This is a genomic window from Paraclostridium sp. AKS73 (assembly GCF_025671395.1).
Taxonomy (GTDB): domain Bacteria; phylum Bacillota; class Clostridia; order Peptostreptococcales; family Peptostreptococcaceae; genus Paraclostridium; species Paraclostridium benzoelyticum.
In genome coordinates this window covers 26,537-48,915 of record NZ_JAIXHU010000009.1, presented here as the reverse complement: position 1 = coordinate 48,915, position 22,379 = coordinate 26,537, and the positions used below count along the sequence as shown (strand labels likewise).

Genomic DNA, 22,379 nt, shown 5'->3' with positions numbered 1-22,379 from the left:
ATTTATATAGAATATAAACTGATTTTTAATAAGCATAATTTTTAAAGCGTAAAAAATAATTATAGTAGTTGCGAAGCATAAATGATTCTGCTATCATTATGGTATAAGTACATATGACTCAAAGAGGCCATGAAGGTTTTAAAACTTTCATGGTTTTTTTTGTTTTATTAGTACAAAAAAACAACTCTATAATAAATAGATAGACTTTAACACTATCTATTCCCTTTATAAGATGCTATATAGCATCTTTTTCTTTTTAAAAAACTTATTTCTAAATTATTATTGTAAATAAAGTTTGCAAAACTCTTACAAAAATATGATAGGAAAGTAGGGTCTTTAAATGCTACATCCTTTATAATTGATATAGGTATTCCTATGAAAATACATTCATCTAAAGCTCTTAAACTATATTCAAATTTATTTTGTGTAAACATTTCTAATGAGCCAATAATATTTAAATTATTTATAGAAGGTTTAAGTATATTATTAGTATCAAAAGAATTTTCTAATTTAATAGCAGTTCCCTCTACAAGAAAATATAAGTAATTTGGAGTTGTATTTTTAAGAACTATAAGTTCGTTTGTATTAAAACAATGAAGTTCCATATGTGAGTTCAAATTTACATCAAACATATTATTTATTTTATAATTTTCAATATAATATCTTAAACTATCGTCATGATGAAGTTTAAGCATAAAATCACCCCTTAAAAAATATTATCATATTAAAAGTATTAACTTATATTTGAAAATATAAACTAAAATATATAAATAAAAAATAGGTCCGTTATTCAAATTTATAATTTGGAAATTATATACATTAAAAGCTTGTGATTTCTTAAGAATTAAAAATTAAAAACTGGACAATATATTATTAAATAAATACACAAAACACCTCAGTGATGGCATTCTAATATATAGTGTATTTATATAAAATAGATTAAGTCCTTTAATTATTAAATAATTAAAGGACTTTTATTTTTAAGATAAAATATAATTAACTAGTAGATATGGGAGGAGATGTTTTATGAAATTATTAATTACAAATAAATATGAGGATAATGAAATAAGCAAATTAGTAAATTTAGGATATAAAGTAGTGTATATGAAGGAATCCAAGGCTGAAGTAAATAATGAAAATAAAGATATTGAAGTGCTAGTAGGTTATAATCCATTTAACACACTTGATATATCGAAGCTAGAAAATTTGAAACTAATTCAATTAAGTAGTGTTGGAATAGATCAAATACCAAAAGATGAAATTATAAAAAAGAATATTACGGTATGTAATAACAAAGGAAATTATAGTATTCCCATGGCGGAATATATAGTTATGTATATTTTAAATGTATATAAAAACACAAACAAATGTATAAAAATCAAGCACAAAAGAAGTGGAAATTAGATATAAAATTAGAAGAACTAACTGATAAAAAAGTAATGTTTATAGGGACTGGTACAATTGCAAAAAATGCTGCTGATAGGCTAAAAGCATTTGGAGTATATGTTTATGGAGTTAATACAGATGGTAGAGACGTTGTAGGATTTGATGAATGTATACCTATAGGAAATATAAACGAAGGGTTAAAAAAATGTGATGTAGTAGTTATTACTTTACCATCAACAAAAGAAACTATAGGAATGATTAATGATGAAAAGTTAAAAAATATGAAAAATGGATCAGTGATTATAAATGTTGGTAGAGGAAACATAATAAATGAAAATGATTTAATTAATAATATAAGTAAGTTTAAAGGTGTTTGTTTAGATGTATTTGAAAGTGAACCGTTAAATAAAGAAAACAAACTTTGGGAATTTGAAAATGTAACTATAACCCCTCATAATTCATGGATATCTGATAAGAATAGAAGTAGAACATTTAATACCATATATGAAAATTTAGAGAATTACATCAATAATAAAGAGCTTAAAAACGTGGTAAATATTCAAAAAGGATATTAATAGTTTAGTTGTAATTTTAAAAAGAAAATTATGTTATACTAAGATAGTATTGCATTGAAATTAGTACGATTTACATAGATTTTAAAAGAGGTGATTTATATGGACATAAAAACTAGAATGGATGAATTGATAGATCAAATAAACTATCATAGCAATAAATATTATAATGATGATGCTCCTGAGATATCAGATTATGAATATGATAATTTAATGAAAGAACTTATAAAAATTGAAGAAGAAAATCCTAAAATAAAAAGAGCTGATTCACCAAGTAGTAGGGTAGGAGGTAAGCCTTTAGATAAATTTACACAAATAACACATAAAATACCTATGCTTAGTTTATCAAATGCTTACTCAGATAAGGATTTAAAAGATTTTGATAAAAGAGTAAGAGAATTAGCTGATGATAGTGTTGAATACGTAGTTGAATTCAAAATAGATGGATTATCAGTTGGATTAACATATAAAAATGGAGTTTTTGAAAAGGGAGCAACAAGAGGCAATGGAGTAGTTGGAGAAGATATAACAGAAAACTTAAGAACAGTAAAGACTATACCTTTAAAAATTAATGACACAGAAGAAGTTGTAGTAAGAGGGGAAGTATATATATCTAAGCAAAATTTCGAAAAAATAAATGAATTACAAGAAGAACAAGGCCTTCAATTATTTGCTAACCCTAGAAATTTAGCAGCAGGAACTTTAAGACAGTTAGATTCTAAGTTAACAGCTAAAAGACCTTTAGATATATTTATATTTAACCTAGAGTATATTGAAAATACAAATTTAAAAAGTCATAGTGAATCATTAGAATACCTTAAAAACTTAGGATTCAAGGTTAGCACAGATTACAAAGTTTGTTCAAATATAGATGGCGTTATAGAACATATTGAATATTGGACAGAAAATAGATCGAAACTACCATTTGAAATAGATGGAATGGTTATTAAAGTTAATGATCTACAACAAAGAGAGATTATGGGTTATACAGCTAAAAGCCCAAGATGGGCAATTGCATATAAATTCCCCGCAGAGCAAAAGAAAACGAAGCTTATAGATATTATAGTTGAAGTTGGTAGAACAGGAACTATAACGCCTACAGCTATACTTGAACCAGTTAGATTAGCTGGAACAACAGTTTCTCGTGCAACTTTACACAATGAAGATTACATAAACGAAAAAGACATAAAAATTGGAGATACAGTTTTAGTTCAAAAAGCTGGAGATATAATACCGCAAGTAGTTCAAGTTGTTAAAGATGATAGGGATGGAAATGAAATAGAATTTAAATTCCCTGATAAATGTCCTGTATGCTCAGAACCTGCTGTTAGATTAGAGGGAGAAGCTGCAGTAAAGTGTATAAATATTAGTTGTCCAGCTCAAATTAGAAGAGGAATAATACACTTTGCTTCAAGAGATGCAATGAACATAGAAGGGTTAGGAGAATCTATAGTTGGATTGTTACTTGATAACAATATAATTAAAGATATATCTGACCTTTATTACATAAAGAAAGAAGATGTAATAAATCTAGAAAGAATGGGTGAAAAATCAGCTGAAAATTTAATTAAGGCAATAGAAAAGTCTAAACAAAATGAACTATATAGATTAATAAATGGACTAGGTATTAAATATATAGGAGTTAAAGGCGCAAAAGTTTTAGCTAAAAACTTTGATAGTTTAGATGAAATAATAAATGCAGATGCAGTTAAATTAACTAATCTTGAAGAATTTGGAGATATAATGGCAAACAGTGTTGTTGAGTTCTTCAAAGAAGAAAAAAATATAACAGTCATAAATAAATTAAAAGAGGTTGGAGTTAATACAGAATCTATAAAAAATAAAGATGAGTCTATAGTTAATATTTTTGAAGGAATGAAGATTGTATTAACAGGTACTTTACCTACTTTGAAAAGAAATGATGCAAAAGAAATGATTGAGGAAAGAGGAGGCAAAGCAACTTCTAGTGTAAGTAAATCTACAACATTTGTTTTAGCTGGAGAAGAGGCTGGATCAAAACTTACAAAGGCTAATGAATTAGGAGTCAAAGTTATTGATGAAGCTAAGTTTTTAGATATATTAAACTTAAGCTCAAAAGAAGAAGTTCAAGAAGTTATTAAGTAAAAATATTGGGGAAATTATATTAATAAATAACTACTATTTAGAGTTAAATAATGCTAATATATTATAGTATATACAATATTTGAGTTAGAGTTCGGGTAAGTTAATTAGTCTGAATTTGCTATAAAAAAATTCGCTTTGCTTGAGCGACTACGTCTGCGAATCACTTCATGTCGCCAACGACCTTAAAAAACAGGTCCGTTGCTCAAGTTTATAAGTTGGAAATTACTTTTATAATAGTTCAAGGCTGAATGCAATTTCCTAGGTATTAAAAAATGTTTGAAAGAGGTAATATAAATGACGAGAATTGATGGTAGAAAAAATGATGAAATAAGACCAGTTAAAATAACTAGAAACTTTACTAGATATGCAGAGGGATCTGTATTAATTGAAATGGGAGAAACTAAAGTTATCTGTACAGCTTCTATAGAAGATAAAGTACCTCCTTTCTTAAGAAATTCAGGAACTGGATGGATAAATGCAGAGTATTCTATGTTACCAAGATCTACACACCAAAGAAAAATAAGAGAGTCATCAAGAGGTAAAGTTGATGGAAGAACTCAAGAAATACAAAGATTAATAGGAAGGGCTATAAGATCAGTTATTGATTTATCTAAAATAGGAGAGAGAACTATATGGGTAGATTGTGATGTGATTCAAGCTGATGGAGGAACTAGAACAGCATCTATAACAGGAGCTTTTGTAGCAGTAGCAGATGCTTTATATTCTTTATATGAAAATAAACAAATAAAAACTTTACCTATAAGAAACTTTGTATCAGCTATAAGTGTAGGTATAGTTAATGGAGAACATGTTTTAGATCTATGTTATGAAGAAGATTCAAATGCGCATGTTGATATGAATGTTATAATGACAGATAAAGGTGAATTTGTAGAGGTTCAAGGAACAGGAGAAGAATCTCCATTTACTAGAAAAGATTTAAATTCATTACTTGAATTAGGAGAAAAAGGAAACAAAGAACTTATTAAAGTTCAAAGAAAAGCATTAGGTAAAATAGCAAGTGAAGTTCTTGGAGAAGAAGTTCCAGATGAGATTGTTATAGCTACGAATAATGCACATAAATTAGAAGAAATTTCATCTATATTAAATGACTTTGATTGCAAAATATATTCTCTTAAAGATGTAGATTTAGCAGGAATAGAAATAGTAGAAGATGGTCATACATTTGAGCATAATGCTCTTATAAAAGCTAGAACTATAGCTAAAGCCACAAATATGGTAGCAGTAGCAGATGATTCTGGGCTTGAAGTTGATGCTTTAGGTAAAAAACCAGGTGTCTACTCAGCTAGATATGCAGGAGAAAATGCAACTGATGAGCAAAATAGAGAAAAGCTTGTAAAAGCTATGAAAAATGTACCTATAAGTCAAAGAACAGGAAGATTTGTATCAGCTATAGCTGTAGTATTCCCAAGTGGAAAAGAGTTTGTCGTAAGAGGAACTTGTGAAGGAACTATAGCATTTGAAGAAAAAGGTGAAAATGGATTTGGATATGATCCATTATTTATAGTAAATCAATATAATAAGACATTTGGAGAATTACCTAGTTCAATAAAAAATTCAATAAGTCATAGAGCAAACTCTTTAAAACTTATGAAAGATGAATTTAATAAAAGGATAGTTAAGTAATGAAAATTGGGGTAATAAGTGACACTCATAGAATGAATAGATTTATAGATAAAACTCTTCCATATTTAAAAGAATGTGACTTAATTATACACGCAGGAGATAATTTTGTAGATTCAAAGTACATTCATAATATGACTGGAGTTTCAATGATGGCAGTTAGAGGGAACTGCGATTTTGAAAATACAGAAGATGAATTAGAGTTTGAGATAGAAAATAAAAATATATTTGTTTGTCATGGGGATAAGTATGGCGTTAAATATGGACTTGAACAATTACATGAAAAAGCTAAAAATATATGTGCAGATATTGTTATATTTGGGCATACGCATACACCAGTAATAAAAGAAAAAATAACATACTATATATAAATCCAGGTAGCATATCATTACCAAGAGGAGTAAATTATAGAAGTTTTGTTATATTAGAAATATCTAGTGATAATGTGAGTATTGAGGAGATAAGGTTATAAAATAATTTAGGGGGATTAGTAAATGGAATTTGTTTTGGGGTATTTACTCATATTTTTGGCTAAATGTTCAGATGTAACATTAGCGACAATCAGAACTATATTTGTAGTAAAAGGTAAAAAGAAACTTGCGTTTTGCATTGGGTTTCTTGAAATATTGATATACCTATTTGCTATGGATAAAGTGTTAGGTGACATGGGTGATATAGTAAAAGTAATATCATATGCGCTTGGATTTGCAACAGGTAACGTAGTTGGAATCACACTTGAGGAAAAGCTTGCAATAGGATTAATAACAGCTCAAGTTTTCACTGGTGAAGATGTAGATCAATTTGCAGAGTACTTAAGACAGCATGGTTTTGGAGTTACTGTCATAGAAGGTAGAGGAAGAGAAGGCGTAAAGTACATACTACAAGTTGTTTTAGATAGAAAGCACCTTCATAATTTCCAAAATACTATAAATAGTTATGATTCTAGGGCATTTGTAGCGGTATCTGAAATCAAGAACGTCAGAGGTGGATATTTTGGTCGAAATGCGATGAAATAAGGCGCTTTTCAAAGTCAGTTCATATCAATGCGGTACTTGTAAATAAAAAAAGAATGTGTTATAATAAAATAGTAAAATTATAGTAACGAAATCTATTATACTATATATAAAAGAATACATAATCAATAGGAGGATTAATAATAATGAAAGCAGAATTACTTAAGAAAGAAGGTAACAAAGTTACTTTTAAACTAACAGTTGATAATGATAAATTTGAAGGTGCAGTAACAAAAGCTTACAACAAAAACAAAGGGAAATTTAACATACCAGGATTCAGAAAAGGTAAAGCACCTAAGCAAATAATAGAATCTCAATATGGAAAAGGAGTATTCTACAACGATGCTATAGATATGTTATTCCCAGAAATATATCCATCAGCTTTAGATGAGTTAAACATAGATCCAATAGATAGACCTGACTTAGACATAGAAGAAATAAGCAAAGACAACGGATTAGTAATGGTTGTTAATGTAGAAGTTAAGCCAGAGTTTGAACTTGGATCATATAAAGGTATAGAAATAGCAAAACCTGACTATACTGTAAATGAAGATGAAGTAACTTTAAGATTAGATGAAATGAGAAACAAAGCTTCAAGATTAGTAGATGTTGAAGGTAGAGCTATAGAAAATGGAGATAATACTGTTATAGACTTCGAAGGATTCGTAGATGGTGTTGCTTTTGAAGGTGGAAAAGGAGAAGACTATAGCTTAGTTATAGGATCAAACACATTCATACCAGGATTCGAAGAGCAATTAATAGGTAAAAACAAAGGTGAAGAAGTTGAAGTAAATGTTGAGTTCCCAGCTGAGTACCATGCTGAAAACTTAGCAGGAAAGCCAGCTACTTTCAAAGTTGTTGTAAAGAATGTACAAAGCAAAGAATTACCAGAGTTAAATGATGAATTCGCAGCTGATACAACAGAATTCAATACATTAGAAGAATTAAAGAGTGATTTAAAATCTAAAGTAGAAGAAGAAGCTAAAAATAGAGCAGATGCTGAAATGAGAAATTCTTTAGTTGAAAAAATATCTGAAGGTACAGAAGTAGAAGTTCCAAATGCAATGGTTGAAACTCAAATAGATAACATGTTAATGGAACTTAACTACCAATTACAATACCAAGGATTACAATTAGAGCAATTATTACAAATGACAGGAAGATCAATAGAAGATTTAAGAAATGAAAAAAGAGAAGAAGCTACAAAGTTAGTTAAATCATCTTTAATATTAGAAGCTATAGCTAAAGCTGAAAATGTAGAAGTTTCTGAAGCTGATGTTGATGCTGAAGTAGAAAAAATGGCTAAAATGTACAACATGGAAGTTGAAAAAATAAAATCAGTAATGAGACCAACTGACTTAGAAGATATAAAAGGTCAATTAAAAATAAGAAAAACAATAGATTTATTAGTTGATAGTGCTAAATTAGTTTAATCATTATAGGTATATTTCATACAGTAGCTGTTACAGCTACTGTATATTGTATATATAGATAATTATGATAGGGGGTATAATCCATGGCATTAGTACCTGTAGTAGTAGAACAAACAGGAAGAGGAGAAAGATCTTACGATATATATTCAAAACTTCTAAAAGATAGAATAATATTTTTGGGTGATGAAGTAAATGATGCTACAGCAGGCCTTGTAGTAGCTCAGTTATTATTCCTAGAGGCAGAAGACCCAGATAAAGATATACATTTATATATAAACTCTCCAGGAGGAAGTATAACTGCTGGTATGGCAATATATGATACTATGCAATATATAAAACCAGATGTATCAACTATATGTATAGGAATGGCTGCATCTATGGGAGCATTCTTATTAGCAGCAGGAGAAAAAGGAAAAAGATATGCACTTCCAAATAGTGAAATAATGATACACCAACCACTAGGAGGAACAAGAGGGCAAGCTACAGACATAGAAATACACGCAAATAGAATAGTAAAAATGAAAGAAAAGTTAAATTCTATATTAGCTGAAAGAACAGGTCAGCCTATAGAAAAATTAAAAATGGATACTGAACGTGATAACTTCATGAGTGCTGAAGAAGCTAAACAATACGGCTTAATAGATGAAGTAATTACTAAAAGACCGTAGATAAGAGAGGTGTTAATATGTCAAAATATGAAGATAAGAGACAATTAAAATGTTCATTCTGCGGTAAAAACCAAGAACAAGTGAGAAGACTTATTGCAGGTCCAAATGTTTATATATGCGATGAATGTGTTGAATTATGTGATGAAATAATTCAAGAAGAAGTTGAGGAAACAACAGAAGAGGAAACTGTAAATTTACCGAAACCAAAAGAAATGATGAACACTCTTAATGATTATGTAATAGGACAAGAAAAAGCTAAAAAAGCTTTATCGGTAGCTGTTTACAATCATTATAAAAGAATCTATGGAAAAACAAAGGAACTAATAAAGATGTTGAGATACAAAAAAGTAACATACTTTTATTAGGGCCTACTGGATCAGGAAAAACGCTTCTTGCTCAAACACTAGCTAAAACTTTAAATGTTCCATTTGCAATGGCAGATGCAACATCACTAACTGAAGCTGGATATGTTGGAGAAGATGTTGAAAATATATTATTAAAGCTTATACAAGCAGCAGACTTTGATATAGAGAAAGCTGAAAGAGGTATAATATATATAGATGAGATAGATAAGATAGCTAGAAAATCAGAAAATCCATCTATAACTAGAGATGTTAGTGGAGAAGGTGTTCAACAGGCCCTACTAAAAATCTTAGAAGGAACTGTAGCTAATGTTCCACCACAAGGTGGAAGAAAGCATCCACACCAAGAGTTCTTAAAGCTAGATACTACTAATATACTATTTATATTAGGAGGAGCCTTTGATGGAATAGAAAGAATAATTCAAAAAAGAGGCGGCGAAAAAACACTAGGATTTGGAGCTAAGATAGAAAGTAAAAAAGATATGGACCTTGGAAAAATTTATGCACAAGTTCAAACAGAAGACTTACTTAAATTTGGTATAATACCAGAATTTATAGGTAGAATTCCTGTAGTTGCAACTTTAGAATTATTAGATGAAGATGCACTAGTAAGTATACTAAAAGAGCCTAAGAACTCTTTAGTAAAACAATTCCAAAAACTATTTGAATTAGATGGAGTTGATCTTGAATTTGAAGATGCTGCACTTAGAGCAATAGCTAAAAAAGCTATTGAAAGAAATACGGGTGCAAGAGGTCTAAGAAGTATTGTTGAAAATATAATGATGGATATAATGTATGAAATACCATCTAGAGATGATATAAAGAAAATAATACTGACAGAAGAGTCTGTTAAACAAGATTCTAATCCAGTTATTGTTTTGAAAGATGAAGAAGAAAGTGCATAAAAAAAGGAGCTAATTAAGCTCCTTTTTATTTTAAAAAAAAGATAGTAAAATACCTATGCATCCATATATAAACACGATGGCTATTGAGCCAACTTTTTTTGTGTATAATAAGTAAAATGCTGATATAAAAGCTATAATATCATAAAGACCCCAAGTTATTCCTGTAGCAGACGAGAATACTGCCGATAATATAAAACCTAAGGTTATTGGACGTAAAACAGAAAGAATTTTTTCAACTTTTTCATTATCTTTAAATTTATCAAATAGGCTTGCAATTATTGTAAGGCCTATTACTGAAAATAATACAACACCAATACTTGAAGCTAAAGATCCCCAAAAACCACCTACTTTAAATCCTATAAAGGTAGCACTATTTATAGCGATAGGACCTGGAGTAGATTGGGATAATGCCAATAAATCTAAAAATTCTTTGTTTGTAATAAAGTGGTATTTATCTATAAATTCTTGTTGAATAAATGGAAGCATAGCATAGCCTCCACCAAAACTAAAACTACCTATTTTAAAGAATATTAGGAATAACATTAAGACTTTTGACATAGAGCGTAAACACCTCCTAATATTATTAAATATATTGGGCTTATATTAAATACACCTACACAAAAGAATGATATAATTAAAAATGATATATTTTTCTTAGATTTGGGTAATTTATTAAACATATTTACAAATGAGTAAAGTATTAAAGCTATAACGACTGGATTTACTCCAGAAAAGAACCCATTTAAAATATCTGAGCTTTGGTTGTTGAAATAAAAATATGATAATACTGATACTATACAAAATGATGGAAGTATTGAACCTAATGTACAAACTAATACACCTGGAATTTTATAAAGACTATAACCCAATAAAATAGAGATGTTTGCGCCTAGTACACCTGGATAGCTTTGGGCGATAGATAGATAGTCAATAAACTCTTGTTGAGTTAATAGATTTTGCTTTGTGACAAGCTCATCTTCTATCAAAGGAACCATAGCATAACCACCACCAAAGGTAAATGCACCTATTTTTAAAAATGTTAAGAAAAGTTTAAACATAAAATCCTCCGCATTAAAATTGGTATATAAGTAATATTATTATAACATAATAGTAATAAATGGATCGAAATGATTAAGAAATAGCTAATGTTGTTGAAAATTCAATTATGTAAATATATAATAAATAAAGTGACGCAATCTAGCATTTGGAAGGAGTGATGTTAGCATGGATAAAAATTATACTATAATAGAACGTGAATTACCGTTAATCCCCCTAAGAGGATTGGCTATATTCCCATATATGATACTAAGCTTTGATGTAGGGAGAGAAATTTCTTTAAAGGCATTAGATGAGGCAATGGCTGATGATGAAATGATATTCTTAACAGCTCAAAAAGACTCATCGATAGATATGCCTACAGAAGATGACTATTATCATACTGGGACTATATGTAAAATAAAGCAACTGGTAAAATTACCAGGAGAAGGGGTTAGAGTACTAGTTGAAGGTATATCTAGAGGAATTATAAAAGAATTTGTGCAAGACGAGCCATATATAAAAGTTGCTGTAGAAGAGGCTGTTTATGACGTTGAAAGCATAAATGAAGACAAAGAGGTACAAGCAACTGTTAGAAATGTATTTGATGCTTTTGAGGAGTATATAAATATAAGTAATAGAGTATCACCAGAAATTCTTATAAATCTAGCTGAAATGGATAATGAGAATAGATTCGTAGATACGATAGCTGCAAATATGTTCTTAAAGCCAGATCAAAAACAAGAAATATTAGATGAATTTGATATTCAAGCTAGACTAGAATTAATTCTAAGAACATTATTAGAAGAAATTGAGTTATTAAAAATAGAGAAGAAAATAGCTTTAAAAGTAAAGAAAAGTATGAACAAAGTTCAAAAAGAATATTATCTTAGAGAACAGTTAAAAGCTATACAAAAAGAATTAGGAGAAGATGAAGATATAGATTCTGAAACAGATGAATATAGAAAAAAACTTCATAAGATGAAAGCTTCTAAAGAAACTAAAGAAAAGATATCAAAAGAAATAGATAAGTTCTCTAAAATTTCTCCTATGGCTCCTGATTTAGCTGTAAGTAGAACTTACTTAGATACTATATTCTCATTACCTTGGAATAAAGAAACTAAAGATAAGTTAGATATAAAAAGAGCTGAAGAAATATTAAATGAAGAACACTATGGTTTAGATAAAGTAAAAGAAAGAATAATAGAATATTTAGCAATTAGACAATTATCAAAGAGTCTAAAAGGGCCTATACTATGTTTAGTTGGACCTCCAGGTGTTGGGAAAACATCTATAGCTAAATCTATAGCGAATTCACTAGATAGAAAATTTGTTAGGATTTCTTTAGGTGGAGTTAGGGATGAAGCCGAAATAAGAGGACATAGAAGAACTTATGTAGGAGCTCTTCCAGGAAGAATAGTTAATGGATTAAAAGAAGCAAAAACTAAAAATCCTGTATTCTTATTAGATGAAATAGACAAGATGTCATCAGACTTTAAAGGAGATCCAGCAGCAGCTATGCTAGAGGTTTTAGATCCAGAGCAAAACAAAGATTTTGTGGATCACTACTTAGAAGTTCCTTTTGATTTATCTAAAATACTATTTGTTACAACTGCAAATACATTAAGTACTATACCAAGACCATTACTTGATAGAATGGAAATAATAGAAATATCAGGTTATATTGAAGAAGAAAAATTAAATATAGCTAAAAAATATTTATTACCAAAACAAATAAAAGAACATGCTTTAAAAGAAGAGTTTATAAAAATAGATGATGAAACTATGCTTGAAATAATAAGTAGCTATACAAGAGAAGCAGGAGTTAGAGGTTTAGAGAGAACTCTTGGAACGATATGTAGAAAAGCTGCTAGAAAATATGTAGAAGATGAATCTATAGAAGAGATAGTAGTAAACAAAGATAATTTAGAAGACTACTTAGGAAAACAAAAAGTAAGACATCAAGTTGCAGGTAAAGAGCCAGAGGTTGGAGTTGTTACAGGACTAGCATGGACAGCTGTTGGAGGAGAAACTCTAACAACAGAAGTAAATGTGTTAAAAGGAAAAGGTCAAATAGTTTTAACAGGAAAACTAGGAGATGTAATGAAGGAATCTGCTCAAACTGGTATATCTTATATAAGATCTATAGCAGACAGATTTGATATAAATCCAAACTTCTATAAAGAAAATGATATACACATACATTTACCAGAAGGAGCGGTACCTAAGGATGGACCGTCTGCAGGTATAACTATGGCTCTAGGCGTTATATCAGCATTAACTAACATACCAGTTAGAAATAATGTTGCTATGACAGGAGAGATAACTTTAAGAGGTAGAGTCCTAGCTGTTGGAGGAGTTAAAGAAAAACTTCTTGCAGCACATAGAGCAGGTATAACTAAAGTTTTATTACCGCAAGAATGTGAAGCAGACTTAGATGAAATACCTCAAAAGGTAAAAGATGAAATGGAATTTGTTTTAGTAAGCCATATGGACGAAGTATTAGAACATGCATTATTAAGGAACGGTGAAAAAAATGAAAATTAGAAGTGCTGAAATTACAATGAGCGCAGTTAACAAAAGTCAATATCCAGCAGAAGGTATACCAGAAATTGCATTAGTTGGAAGATCTAATGTTGGAAAATCATCAACAGTAAATACTTTATTAAATAGAAGAAATTTTGCAAGAACAAGTCAAACACCAGGAAAGACTAGAACTATAAATTTCTACCTAATAAATGAAGAGTTTTACTTTGTAGACTTACCAGGATACGGATATGCAAAGCTATCTAAATCTGAAAAAGAAAAATGGGGAGTTATAATGGAAAGATATTTACAAGAAAGAGAAGAGCTATGTGCTATTTGCCTACTTGTAGATATAAGACATGAACCTTCAAATGAAGATAAGATGATGTATGATTGGATAAAACACTTTGGATATGATTGTGTAATAGTTGCAACTAAAGCAGATAAAATATCTAGAGGACAATATCAAAAACATTTTAATATAATTAGAAAAAAATTAGAGCTATCAAAAGAAGATAAAATCTTCCCTATATCTGCACTTAAGAAAACTGGTGTTGAAGATTTATGGGAAGAGGTTATAAAGCAATATACACAAAAAGGCTATGAAATAAGAGTTGATTAATTTAAAGCAACTAAACTCATTGAGTTTAGTTGCTTATTTTATTAAAATTTAATATTTAGTATTTTACTAAGTTCTGGCTAAGCATGATGACTGCTACATACAGACATTTAAATGGAATGTATTTTTATGTTAATAAATTTTTGGACAAACACAAATAATATAGAAGTTTAATAATTTAATAAAGGCAATAAATTTTTATTTGGAGGGAAGTTTACAATGGATGGTAAAGTAAGAAAAATGTTTCCAGGTGGAAATACATCAAAAGGATTTAAATCATTTTTTGATTATGCAATTCCCAAAGATGTAAACAGAATCTTTTGTATGAAGGGAGGACCTGGAGTAGGGAAATCATCATTAATGAAAAAAGTTGCACAAGATATGATTTCTAAAGGATACGATGTAGACTTATACCCATGTTCTTCTGATCCAGATTCATTAGATGTTATAGTTATAAAAAAATTAGGTGTTGTTATGCTAGATGCAACAGCTCCTCATATTGTAGATCCTAAAAATCCAGGAGCTATAGATGAAATTTTAGATTTAGGAAGATATTGGGATAGAAAAGCTATTGAATTGAATAAAAAAGACTCGATTGAGTGCAATAAAGAGGTAAGTAGATTCTTCCAAGTTGGATTTAAATATTTTGAGGCAGCGGCTCCTATAGCTTATGAAATACAATCTAAAAATGTAGATTGTATGGACTTTGGAAAAGTAAACTTGTTAACTTCAAATTTACTTCAATCAATATTTGAAAATGTAATTCCTAATGGTGAGTATAAAGAACAAATACATTTATTTGGAAGTGCATTATCTCCTTTAGGTCATGTAGAATATACAGATACGATTCTGAAAGATGTAAATAAAATTTACTACCTAGAAGGAGATTTAGGTACGGGGAAATCAACTTTACTAAATAAAGTTGCAAATAAAGCTACAGAAAATGGTTTAGAGGTAGAAATATTCCATGCTCCACTATTACCAGAAAAAATAGAAACTATTTTAATTAAAGATTTAGACTTAGCTATAACAACTAGCAAATTATTTAAAGATAAAAACTTAGAAACTTTCGATTTAAATAGTTATATGGATACTAAAAAACATGACAAGTATGAAGATGAGCTAAGTTATAGTAACAAAGCTTTAAATGACTTGGTTGAATATGGATTGTTAAATATTAAAAAAGCAAAACAACAACATGACTTATTAGAAGAGTACTATGTTCCTAATATGAATTTCTCAGAAGTAAATAAATTAAAAGACATAATAATAGATAGAATTTTAGAATATAAATAAAATAAAAAGAGAGCCTTATTAGGCTCTTTTTTATTCAACGTTATATAAAGTAATTCGAAGAATTAGTTACTTAAGTTAATTATTTATATAATTTTATTCATATAAATAGAAGTATTTAAATGTATGAATAAATACTATATGTTAATAATTGTAGGTAAAGTTAGTATATAGACTATTGAAATATGCAATAGTCTATATACTAACTTTAAAATAATATAAACAAGTGAAAGGAGAATGAGATAAATTTTAGTATTAGATAAAAAAGCTCCATCTACAATAAGAAAAAATTTAGCTATAAAGTATAATGCGATACCAATTGAAATAAGAGAAAATGATTTAGTAGTAGCTATAAACAAAGAAAATATTTATGCATTACAAGATTTTAGATTAGCAACTAGAAGAAATATAGTCTTTAAATTAGAAGATGAATTGAAAATAAAAGAAGCTATAAAAATATATTATTCAGATTGTGATATAAATAATGATGACTACTACCAAAGTGTATTAAATGAGATGTTATGTAAAGCATTAAATTTTAACTCAAGTGACATACATATAGAACCATTTGAGGATAATCTAAAAATTAGAATGAGAGTAGATGGGAACTTAAAAGAGATTTATAACTACTCCAAAGATATGCATATGCAATTAGTTACAGTTATAAAATTACTTGCAGGATTAGATATAGCTGAAAAGAGATTGCCTCAAGATGGAAGAATAGATAAAAAAATTAATGGAAATATATTAGACCTTAGATTATCTACTATACCTACTGTTCATGGGGAAAAAGTGGTGATTCGAATATTAAATAGAAATAAATTTCTAAAGAATAAATCAGAAATTGGATTTTCAAATATTGCTGTAAATAAGATTAGAAATATAGTTAATAAGATGAGTGGTATATTGCTTATAACAGGGCCTACTGGAAGTGGCAAAACAACAACTTTATATTCAATATTAAATGATTTTAAATTTATGGATAAAAATATAGTAACAATAGAAGATCCAGTTGAATACAAGATAGAAGGTATAAATCAGACTCAGGTAAATACAAAAATAGGATTAACTTTTTCAAAAGGATTAAGGTCGATATTAAGACAAGATCCAGATGTAATAATGGTAGGAGAGATAAGAGATAAAGAAACTGCTCAAATAGCCATTAGAGCTGCTTCTACAGGCCACTTGGTAATAAGTACCATGCATACTAATAATGCTATTGAGTCAATAAATAGATTGCTTGATATGGGTATACCGAGGTATTTAATTGCATCAACATTAAACGGGATAATATCTCAAAAATTAATCAGGCGTGTATGTAAAAATTGTAGTTATGAAGAAACTATAGAAACAAATATATCTAAATATCTAAAAGTACATAAGGATCTAAAAGTTAAAAAGGCTAAGGGCTGTAGGGATTGCAATAATACTGGATATAAAGGAAGAGTAGCACTGTATGAAATAGTAGAAGTGGATAAAGATATTAGAAATGCTATAATGAGTCAAGAGAACATAGAAGATATTTATAATACTGCTAGATTAAATAATATGATTACATTTTTAGATAGTTGCTCATATTTAATTAATGAAAACATAACAACAATAGAAGAAATTATAAGTGCTAGAGCTATATTAAATAGAGGTGAAGCAAATGTCTCTATATGAGTGTATAGTATATGATAAGAATGGAAACAGATCAAGGAAAAAATTAAGTTTTGATTCAGAAAAAGAATTAAAAGTATATGCAATAGAAAAAAATTTAAAAATAGCAAATATAAAATTGATAAAAAATAAAAATAACAAAAATTTAAGAGACAAAGACCTATCTGTTTTATGTAATCAATTAGGGATGTTGATTTCATCTGGATGTGAAATTACGCACTCTCTAAATACAATTCAATTAAATTGCAGTAAAAAATTAAAACCAATTCTAAAAAGTATAAATTATAATCTTCAAAAAGGAAATCCTATATCATTATCATTTAAAAATTCAGCTAAGTTTTCCAAGTTTTTCATAAATATGGTTAAAGCAGGTGAAGTAAGTGGTAAATTAGATGAAATCTTAATGAATTTATCTGATTATTATAAAAAAGAATATGAATTCAAAAGAAAACTAATCTTGGCTATGGTATATCCTATAGCATTAATTCTTACATGTATATGTGTAATTTTATTTACATTAATATATACTGTCCCCAAATTTCAACAATCATTTATTGGAAGTGAAAGTAACTTGCCTCTAACTACTAAGATTTTAATAAATTTTTCTATGAACTTAAGAAATCATTATAAAATAATTTTTTTAATAGTAGGTGCTATTATAGGGCTTCTAATTTACATGTTTAAAAAAGAATATAAAGTTAGGATGTATTTTGATAAGAAATTATTTGAATTTAAATTAACTAGAAATATTATTCAAACTATAGAAGTGAATAAATTTATAAGGTGTATATACATATTGATAAGTAGTGGAGTGCAAATTACAAAGGCCCTAGATATATCTTGTGATGTAATAAGTAACAAATATATGGCACAGAAATTAAATATATCAAAAAGCTTAATTCAAAAAGGTAACAGCATAGCATTCTCATTAGATAAGTCACAAGTATTTCCTAAAATAGTGATATCTATGATAGAAGTAGGTGAAGAAACAGGTAAAATGGAACATTGCTTACGAAATATAAATACAAATTATGAAAATAATTTAGATAATTTGACTAGTAAAATAATTAAACTAATAGAGCCTATTATTGTTTTAGTTTTAGGATTAGTTATAGGAACTTTACTAGTTTTTATAATGACGCCTGTATTTGATGCAGTAACTTCATTTGAATAAAAATAAATAAAAGGAGAAGTAAAATGAAAATAGATAAGAAGATAATTATGAAAAAAAGAAGAGGGTTCACATTAATAGAACTTGTAATTGTAGTTGCAATACTTGGAGTACTATCAAGCATTGCATTAGTCAAGTTTGGTGATGTTGAAAAAATAGCAAGATAAATGCAGATTACGTTACTGCTAACAATATAGCTACAGCTGCAAAATTAGCAATAAATAGTGATGTATCTGAAGATGAAATTAGTATAGATTATTTAGTTGAAAATAATTATTTAGAAGGCAAGCCTAAAGTTCAAAGTCAAAAAGATAAAAACTTTGAAGTATGTAAAGAAAATGGAGATATAAAAGTGAAAGTAGATGGACAAACTTTTTATCCTAAAAACGAACAAGAATAAAGTATAGAGGTGATGAAAATAAAAACATTAACTTTAGAGGTAAAAGAAAATACAATTAAAATGCTTGTTATAGAAAAGTATTTTGGCTATGTTAAATTTATAAATATGAAAACTTTTGAGTTTAACCAAATAGACCAAAATGGATTGATTTTAGATATTAACAAGTTAAGTAAAATAATAAAAAATGAATTAAATAATTTCAAAATACCATGTAGAAGAATATCTTTTGCAGTTCAAAATGAAAGTATAATAAATAGGAATGTTAAAGTAATAAACACTGGATACAAGGGCGATATAAAGGGGCTTATAGCATATGAGTTAAGTGAATATCTACCTATAAATATTAAAGATTATATATTAAAGTACAATATATTAAAAAAAGAAGAAGATTACCTAGATGTACAGGCTATACTTATGCCAATATCCCTTATGAAAAATTATAGAGAACTAGCTAAATCATTGAAATTTAAACCTATAAGCTTAAGTGTTAATTTTGATATATTAAATAAACTTATATATAACGAAGATATTGAAATAGAAGGAGAAAATAATTTAATTTTAGATATAGGAAGACAATACACCAATGTAAATTTAATAAAAAATAAACTTATTATAAACTCATACACATTAAATAATATGAATGTATATGAGTTTTTGAATAATGAAATTGAAAATAATTATGGGAAAATATATTACTACGGTTTTCAAAACTGTGAACTTATAAAAAATTTAAATACAAAATTTAAGCTAAATAAACTTTTTTAAAAGATGCAAAACAAGATGAATTAAATAATTTTATTAATAATATAGGATTGATATAGTTATGAAAAATGAAAAAATATTAAACTTTTTTACGAAGATGAGAAATTTTATAATAAGGAAATAGATAAAGAAAATTAATACTAATTAGCATTATAGTATTACAATTGTATTAATTTAAATAAATTTTATAAAATTCAAAAGTTAGAAGAAAAACGTGACAGAAAGAAAATCTGTTTTAAATTGTATTGAACAAAATAAAGAAACTTCAAATATAAAACAAACCACATCAAAACTATCTAGTATACTGAATTTAATGGATGCTAGCGAATTAAAAAGTGTAGAAATGAAAAATAAAAAATTAAGATTTAAAGGCGAAACCAATGATTTTGAAAAAATAAAAAATTACTTAGATATAGTTGATGAAATAGAAAACACAAAGGAAGCTAATATAGATTTTATAAATAACAATGAAAATATATATGAATTTGAAATAAGTAGTTTTTTTAGGAGTTAAAAATGAAGACAAAGAAAAATAAAATAAACATAAATATTTTTTTAGTATTATTTTAGTTTTAAATTTTAGTTTTATATATTTGAAGCTGGATAAAAAAGAAAAGTTGTTAGATAATCAAATTAAAGTTATAAAAAAGCTACAAGATGAAAAAGAACAAAGGTTAAAAGATGTATATAGAGAAGATATAGTTATAAGTATTCAAAAACAATTTAAAGACATTGCAACTATAAAATATATCAAGACAGATTTAAATAGTGATAATGAAATAGAGCTTGAAGGAGAAATAAATGGAGATAGGAAATTAATATATCAGAGTATTGAAATATAAATAATTCAAAGAAAAAAATAACCATAGATAGTATAAATATAACAAAAATAGATGAAAATATTATAGATTGCAAATTTAAAGTAAAAGTGATATGAAAGGTTTTCCTATGTTTTATGTAGAATAACTTAATATATAAGAATATTCTACGAATTCTTAAGGAGGACTCCAATGGATAATAATATACTTTTTTTAAACGATTATATAAATGATATCGAATATGATTTTCTTAAAAATGGAAACACAAAGTATACTTACATATGTAAAAAGTTTTATGGTGTAGATATAGAAAAGATAAGCATATATATTTGGACATTAAATATAATGGATGAATTTAGTCAAATAATTAATGAAAAGTGTAAAGACATAGATAACATAGAGAAAATATCTAAAGATGTTTATGATTTAATAAAGACCGATAGGAAAAAAGTTATATTGTATTCATATTTAAAAGGGCATTTGTTGGGATACAACAATTACATGTTGATAAAAGAATTTAAAAATATAAATAAGGGTATTAATGAAGCAGATTTTGCTGAACTCTTATCAAAATCTGAAGATGATGAATACCTTGAAATAAAAAAATTTCAGCACGATATAAAGTTAAAAGATATATATATTAATGATGAAAATAAATTAGTTGAAAATATAAAAAAATTTTACATAAATAGTATGGAGGAAAGAATAAGGGAGTTAAATTTAAAAGAAAATGTAGAAAAGATAATTAACTCAGTAAATGAAATTATGATAGATGATGCGAAAAACAAATATAATGAGGCAATTTTAGATGGAATTATACAGAAAATCAATAAAAAATCGCCTAAAATCAATAAAATACCTTTATAGTGTAGAATCATTGAGGGAAAGATGATATAATTATAAATTGTATTTAAATTTAGAAATGAAGGAGTGAAAGTAACAGTGTTAGGGAGAAACGAGTTATGCCCATGCGGAAGCGGGAAAAAATATAAAAAATGCTGTTTAAATAAAGATGTTGTGTCGGAGAGAGCTAGTAGAAAAATTGTACTTTCACAAAAACAATATTCACAACTGTACTCAAAACTATATGAATATTCAAGACAGCCAAAGTTTAAAGAAGAGTATAAAAAAGCACAAGAAATGTTTTATATATTAGATGATGAAAATGTAATGGTAAGTTTGAAAGCTTCTTTAATACATACTTTATACAAGACCATATAATGGAAAATAAAAAAGTTATAACTGTAGACTTTTTTGAAGAAAATAAAAATAGTTTAACTAAGCCAGAAGTAGATATACTAAAAAGCTTGTTTGAATCTTATGTAAGTGTGTATGTTATAAAAGAAAAGTTAGAAGATAGAATCTTATTAAAAGATGCTATAACAGGAGACGAAATATACACTGAAGATATAAATCTATTAAATGGATTTAATCAAGGTGACTGTATAATAGCTAGAATAGTTGAAGTAGGAGAATCTCATCTGTTATTAGACGTTACAGTAAGTATATCAGATGCTGTTAAAGATGTAATAGTAAATGATATAAATCATTTCTTTAGCCAATATGAAGATTTATATAAAGATATAAAAACTTTCTTAATATATCATACTCATATACTTTACAAGTACATTCAACAATTACTAGATCCTAACATAGCTGAATATCTTAAAGATCAAAAAGACGTTAAAGCTAAAAAACAAGAAGAAGTTAAAGAAATGATTGATGAAAATGAATGTTCAGTTTCAGCTTTACTTAAAGCTCAAGTTGAAAGTGATATACTAGAAAACTGTTTAGAGTTTTGGAACGAATATAAAGCTAAAAATAGCGAAATAAAAGGTTCTGAAAATGGATGGGCAGCAGCAGTAGAATATCACATTAAGAAAGAAAATGGACAAACAGTAACTCAATCACAAATCTCTAAAAAATATGACATAAGTCCAAGTACTTTAGGTAAGAGACATAAAGACTTAAAAATGTAGTAAAAACTTA

General features: G+C 27.6%; 23 protein-coding genes and 1 pseudogene. 21 read left to right on the top strand and 3 right to left on the bottom strand.

Annotated features, from left to right (window positions below; genetic code table 11):
• Window positions 1-212 precede the first annotated feature (212 nt).
• Window positions 213-695: a cyclic nucleotide-binding domain-containing protein gene (locus LEQ07_RS07475; protein WP_263330113.1), complete on the bottom strand. Its 483-nt coding sequence runs from the start codon at window positions 693-695 to the stop codon at window positions 213-215.
• A 331-nt stretch (window positions 696-1,026) separates the two neighbouring features.
• Between LEQ07_RS07475 and LEQ07_RS20980 the strand changes: the two genes are divergently transcribed.
• From LEQ07_RS20980 to clpX, 9 genes and pseudogenes are all read left to right on the top strand, one after another.
• Entirely contained in the window at window positions 1,027-1,404 is a 378-nt protein-coding gene (locus LEQ07_RS20980; RefSeq protein ID WP_332842992.1) for a hypothetical protein, read from the top strand.
• On the top strand, window positions 1,368-1,961 hold the full coding sequence (locus LEQ07_RS20975; RefSeq protein ID WP_332842991.1) for an NAD(P)-dependent oxidoreductase: 594 nt from the start codon (window positions 1,368-1,370) through the stop codon (window positions 1,959-1,961). The genes LEQ07_RS20980 and LEQ07_RS20975 overlap by 37 nt, the downstream gene beginning before the upstream one ends.
• Window positions 1,962-2,060: 99 nt before the next feature.
• Window positions 2,061-4,082: an NAD-dependent DNA ligase LigA gene (ligA, locus tag LEQ07_RS07465; RefSeq protein WP_263330112.1), complete on the top strand. Its 2,022-nt coding sequence runs from the start codon at window positions 2,061-2,063 to the stop codon at window positions 4,080-4,082.
• Window positions 4,083-4,376: 294 nt separating this feature from the next.
• A complete protein-coding gene (rph, locus tag LEQ07_RS07460) occupies window positions 4,377-5,726 on the top strand; it encodes a ribonuclease PH (RefSeq protein ID WP_263330111.1) in 1,350 nt (449 codons plus the stop codon).
• Complete coding sequence (locus LEQ07_RS07455; RefSeq protein WP_263330110.1) at window positions 5,726-6,094, top strand: YfcE family phosphodiesterase; 369 nt, start codon at window positions 5,726-5,728, stop codon at window positions 6,092-6,094. The genes rph and LEQ07_RS07455 overlap by 1 nt, the downstream gene beginning before the upstream one ends.
• Window positions 6,095-6,217: 123 nt before the next feature.
• Complete coding sequence (locus tag LEQ07_RS07450; RefSeq protein WP_046822212.1) at window positions 6,218-6,739, top strand: DUF2179 domain-containing protein; 522 nt, start codon at window positions 6,218-6,220, stop codon at window positions 6,737-6,739.
• 143 nt (window positions 6,740-6,882) lie between these two features.
• Entirely contained in the window at window positions 6,883-8,169 is a 1,287-nt protein-coding gene (tig, locus tag LEQ07_RS07445) for a trigger factor (RefSeq protein WP_046822211.1), read from the top strand.
• An 83-nt stretch (window positions 8,170-8,252) separates the two neighbouring features.
• Window positions 8,253-8,837, top strand: a complete 585-nt coding sequence (gene clpP, locus LEQ07_RS07440) for an ATP-dependent Clp endopeptidase proteolytic subunit ClpP (protein ID WP_046822210.1) — start codon at window positions 8,253-8,255, stop codon at window positions 8,835-8,837.
• 17 nt (window positions 8,838-8,854) lie between these two features.
• Window positions 8,855-10,104: pseudogene (clpX, locus tag LEQ07_RS07435) on the top strand (ATP-dependent Clp protease ATP-binding subunit ClpX).
• A gap of 30 nt (window positions 10,105-10,134) precedes the next feature.
• Here clpX and LEQ07_RS07430 read toward each other — a convergent pair.
• Window positions 10,135-10,662, bottom strand: coding sequence for a chromate transporter (locus tag LEQ07_RS07430; protein WP_046822208.1), 528 nt, complete (start codon window positions 10,660-10,662; stop codon window positions 10,135-10,137).
• On the bottom strand, window positions 10,647-11,162 hold the full coding sequence (locus tag LEQ07_RS07425; protein WP_046822207.1) for a chromate transporter: 516 nt from the start codon (window positions 11,160-11,162) through the stop codon (window positions 10,647-10,649). Before LEQ07_RS07425 ends, LEQ07_RS07430 begins: the two co-directional genes overlap by 16 nt.
• Window positions 11,163-11,328: 166 nt before the next feature.
• On the opposite strand from LEQ07_RS07425, the gene lon reads away from it, so the two are divergent.
• From lon to LEQ07_RS07365, 12 genes are all read left to right on the top strand, one after another.
• Window positions 11,329-13,686, top strand: coding sequence for an endopeptidase La (gene lon, locus LEQ07_RS07420; protein ID WP_263330109.1), 2,358 nt, complete (start codon window positions 11,329-11,331; stop codon window positions 13,684-13,686).
• Complete coding sequence (yihA, locus tag LEQ07_RS07415; RefSeq protein ID WP_046822205.1) at window positions 13,676-14,287, top strand: ribosome biogenesis GTP-binding protein YihA/YsxC; 612 nt, start codon at window positions 13,676-13,678, stop codon at window positions 14,285-14,287. The genes lon and yihA overlap by 11 nt, the downstream gene beginning before the upstream one ends.
• Before the next feature lie 216 nt (window positions 14,288-14,503).
• A complete protein-coding gene (locus tag LEQ07_RS07410) occupies window positions 14,504-15,580 on the top strand; it encodes an ATP-binding protein (RefSeq protein WP_263330108.1) in 1,077 nt (358 codons plus the stop codon).
• Between the two features lie 429 nt (window positions 15,581-16,009).
• Complete coding sequence (locus tag LEQ07_RS07405) at window positions 16,010-17,242, top strand: GspE/PulE family protein (RefSeq protein ID WP_263330107.1); 1,233 nt, start codon at window positions 16,010-16,012, stop codon at window positions 17,240-17,242.
• Window positions 17,229-18,413: a type II secretion system F family protein gene (locus tag LEQ07_RS07400; RefSeq protein WP_263330106.1), complete on the top strand. Its 1,185-nt coding sequence runs from the start codon at window positions 17,229-17,231 to the stop codon at window positions 18,411-18,413. The genes LEQ07_RS07405 and LEQ07_RS07400 overlap by 14 nt, the downstream gene beginning before the upstream one ends.
• Window positions 18,414-18,436: 23 nt before the next feature.
• Complete coding sequence (locus tag LEQ07_RS07395) at window positions 18,437-18,577, top strand: type IV pilin protein (protein WP_263330105.1); 141 nt, start codon at window positions 18,437-18,439, stop codon at window positions 18,575-18,577.
• A 245-nt stretch (window positions 18,578-18,822) separates the two neighbouring features.
• The gene (locus tag LEQ07_RS07390) at window positions 18,823-19,575 is read left to right on the top strand and encodes a hypothetical protein (protein WP_263330104.1); all 753 of its coding nucleotides are present in this window, start codon (window positions 18,823-18,825) and stop codon (window positions 19,573-19,575) included.
• A gap of 211 nt (window positions 19,576-19,786) precedes the next feature.
• Complete coding sequence (locus LEQ07_RS07385) at window positions 19,787-20,086, top strand: hypothetical protein (protein ID WP_263330103.1); 300 nt, start codon at window positions 19,787-19,789, stop codon at window positions 20,084-20,086.
• Between the two features lie 79 nt (window positions 20,087-20,165).
• Window positions 20,166-20,414, top strand: coding sequence for a hypothetical protein (locus LEQ07_RS07380; RefSeq protein WP_263330102.1), 249 nt, complete (start codon window positions 20,166-20,168; stop codon window positions 20,412-20,414).
• A gap of 168 nt (window positions 20,415-20,582) precedes the next feature.
• Window positions 20,583-21,257, top strand: a complete 675-nt coding sequence (locus tag LEQ07_RS07375; protein ID WP_263330101.1) for a hypothetical protein — start codon at window positions 20,583-20,585, stop codon at window positions 21,255-21,257.
• Window positions 21,258-21,320: 63 nt separating this feature from the next.
• Complete coding sequence (locus LEQ07_RS07370; RefSeq protein ID WP_263330100.1) at window positions 21,321-21,611, top strand: SEC-C metal-binding domain-containing protein; 291 nt, start codon at window positions 21,321-21,323, stop codon at window positions 21,609-21,611.
• A complete protein-coding gene (locus tag LEQ07_RS07365; RefSeq protein ID WP_263330099.1) occupies window positions 21,611-22,369 on the top strand; it encodes a helix-turn-helix domain-containing protein in 759 nt (252 codons plus the stop codon). The genes LEQ07_RS07370 and LEQ07_RS07365 overlap by 1 nt, the downstream gene beginning before the upstream one ends.
• Window positions 22,370-22,379 lie beyond the last annotated feature (10 nt).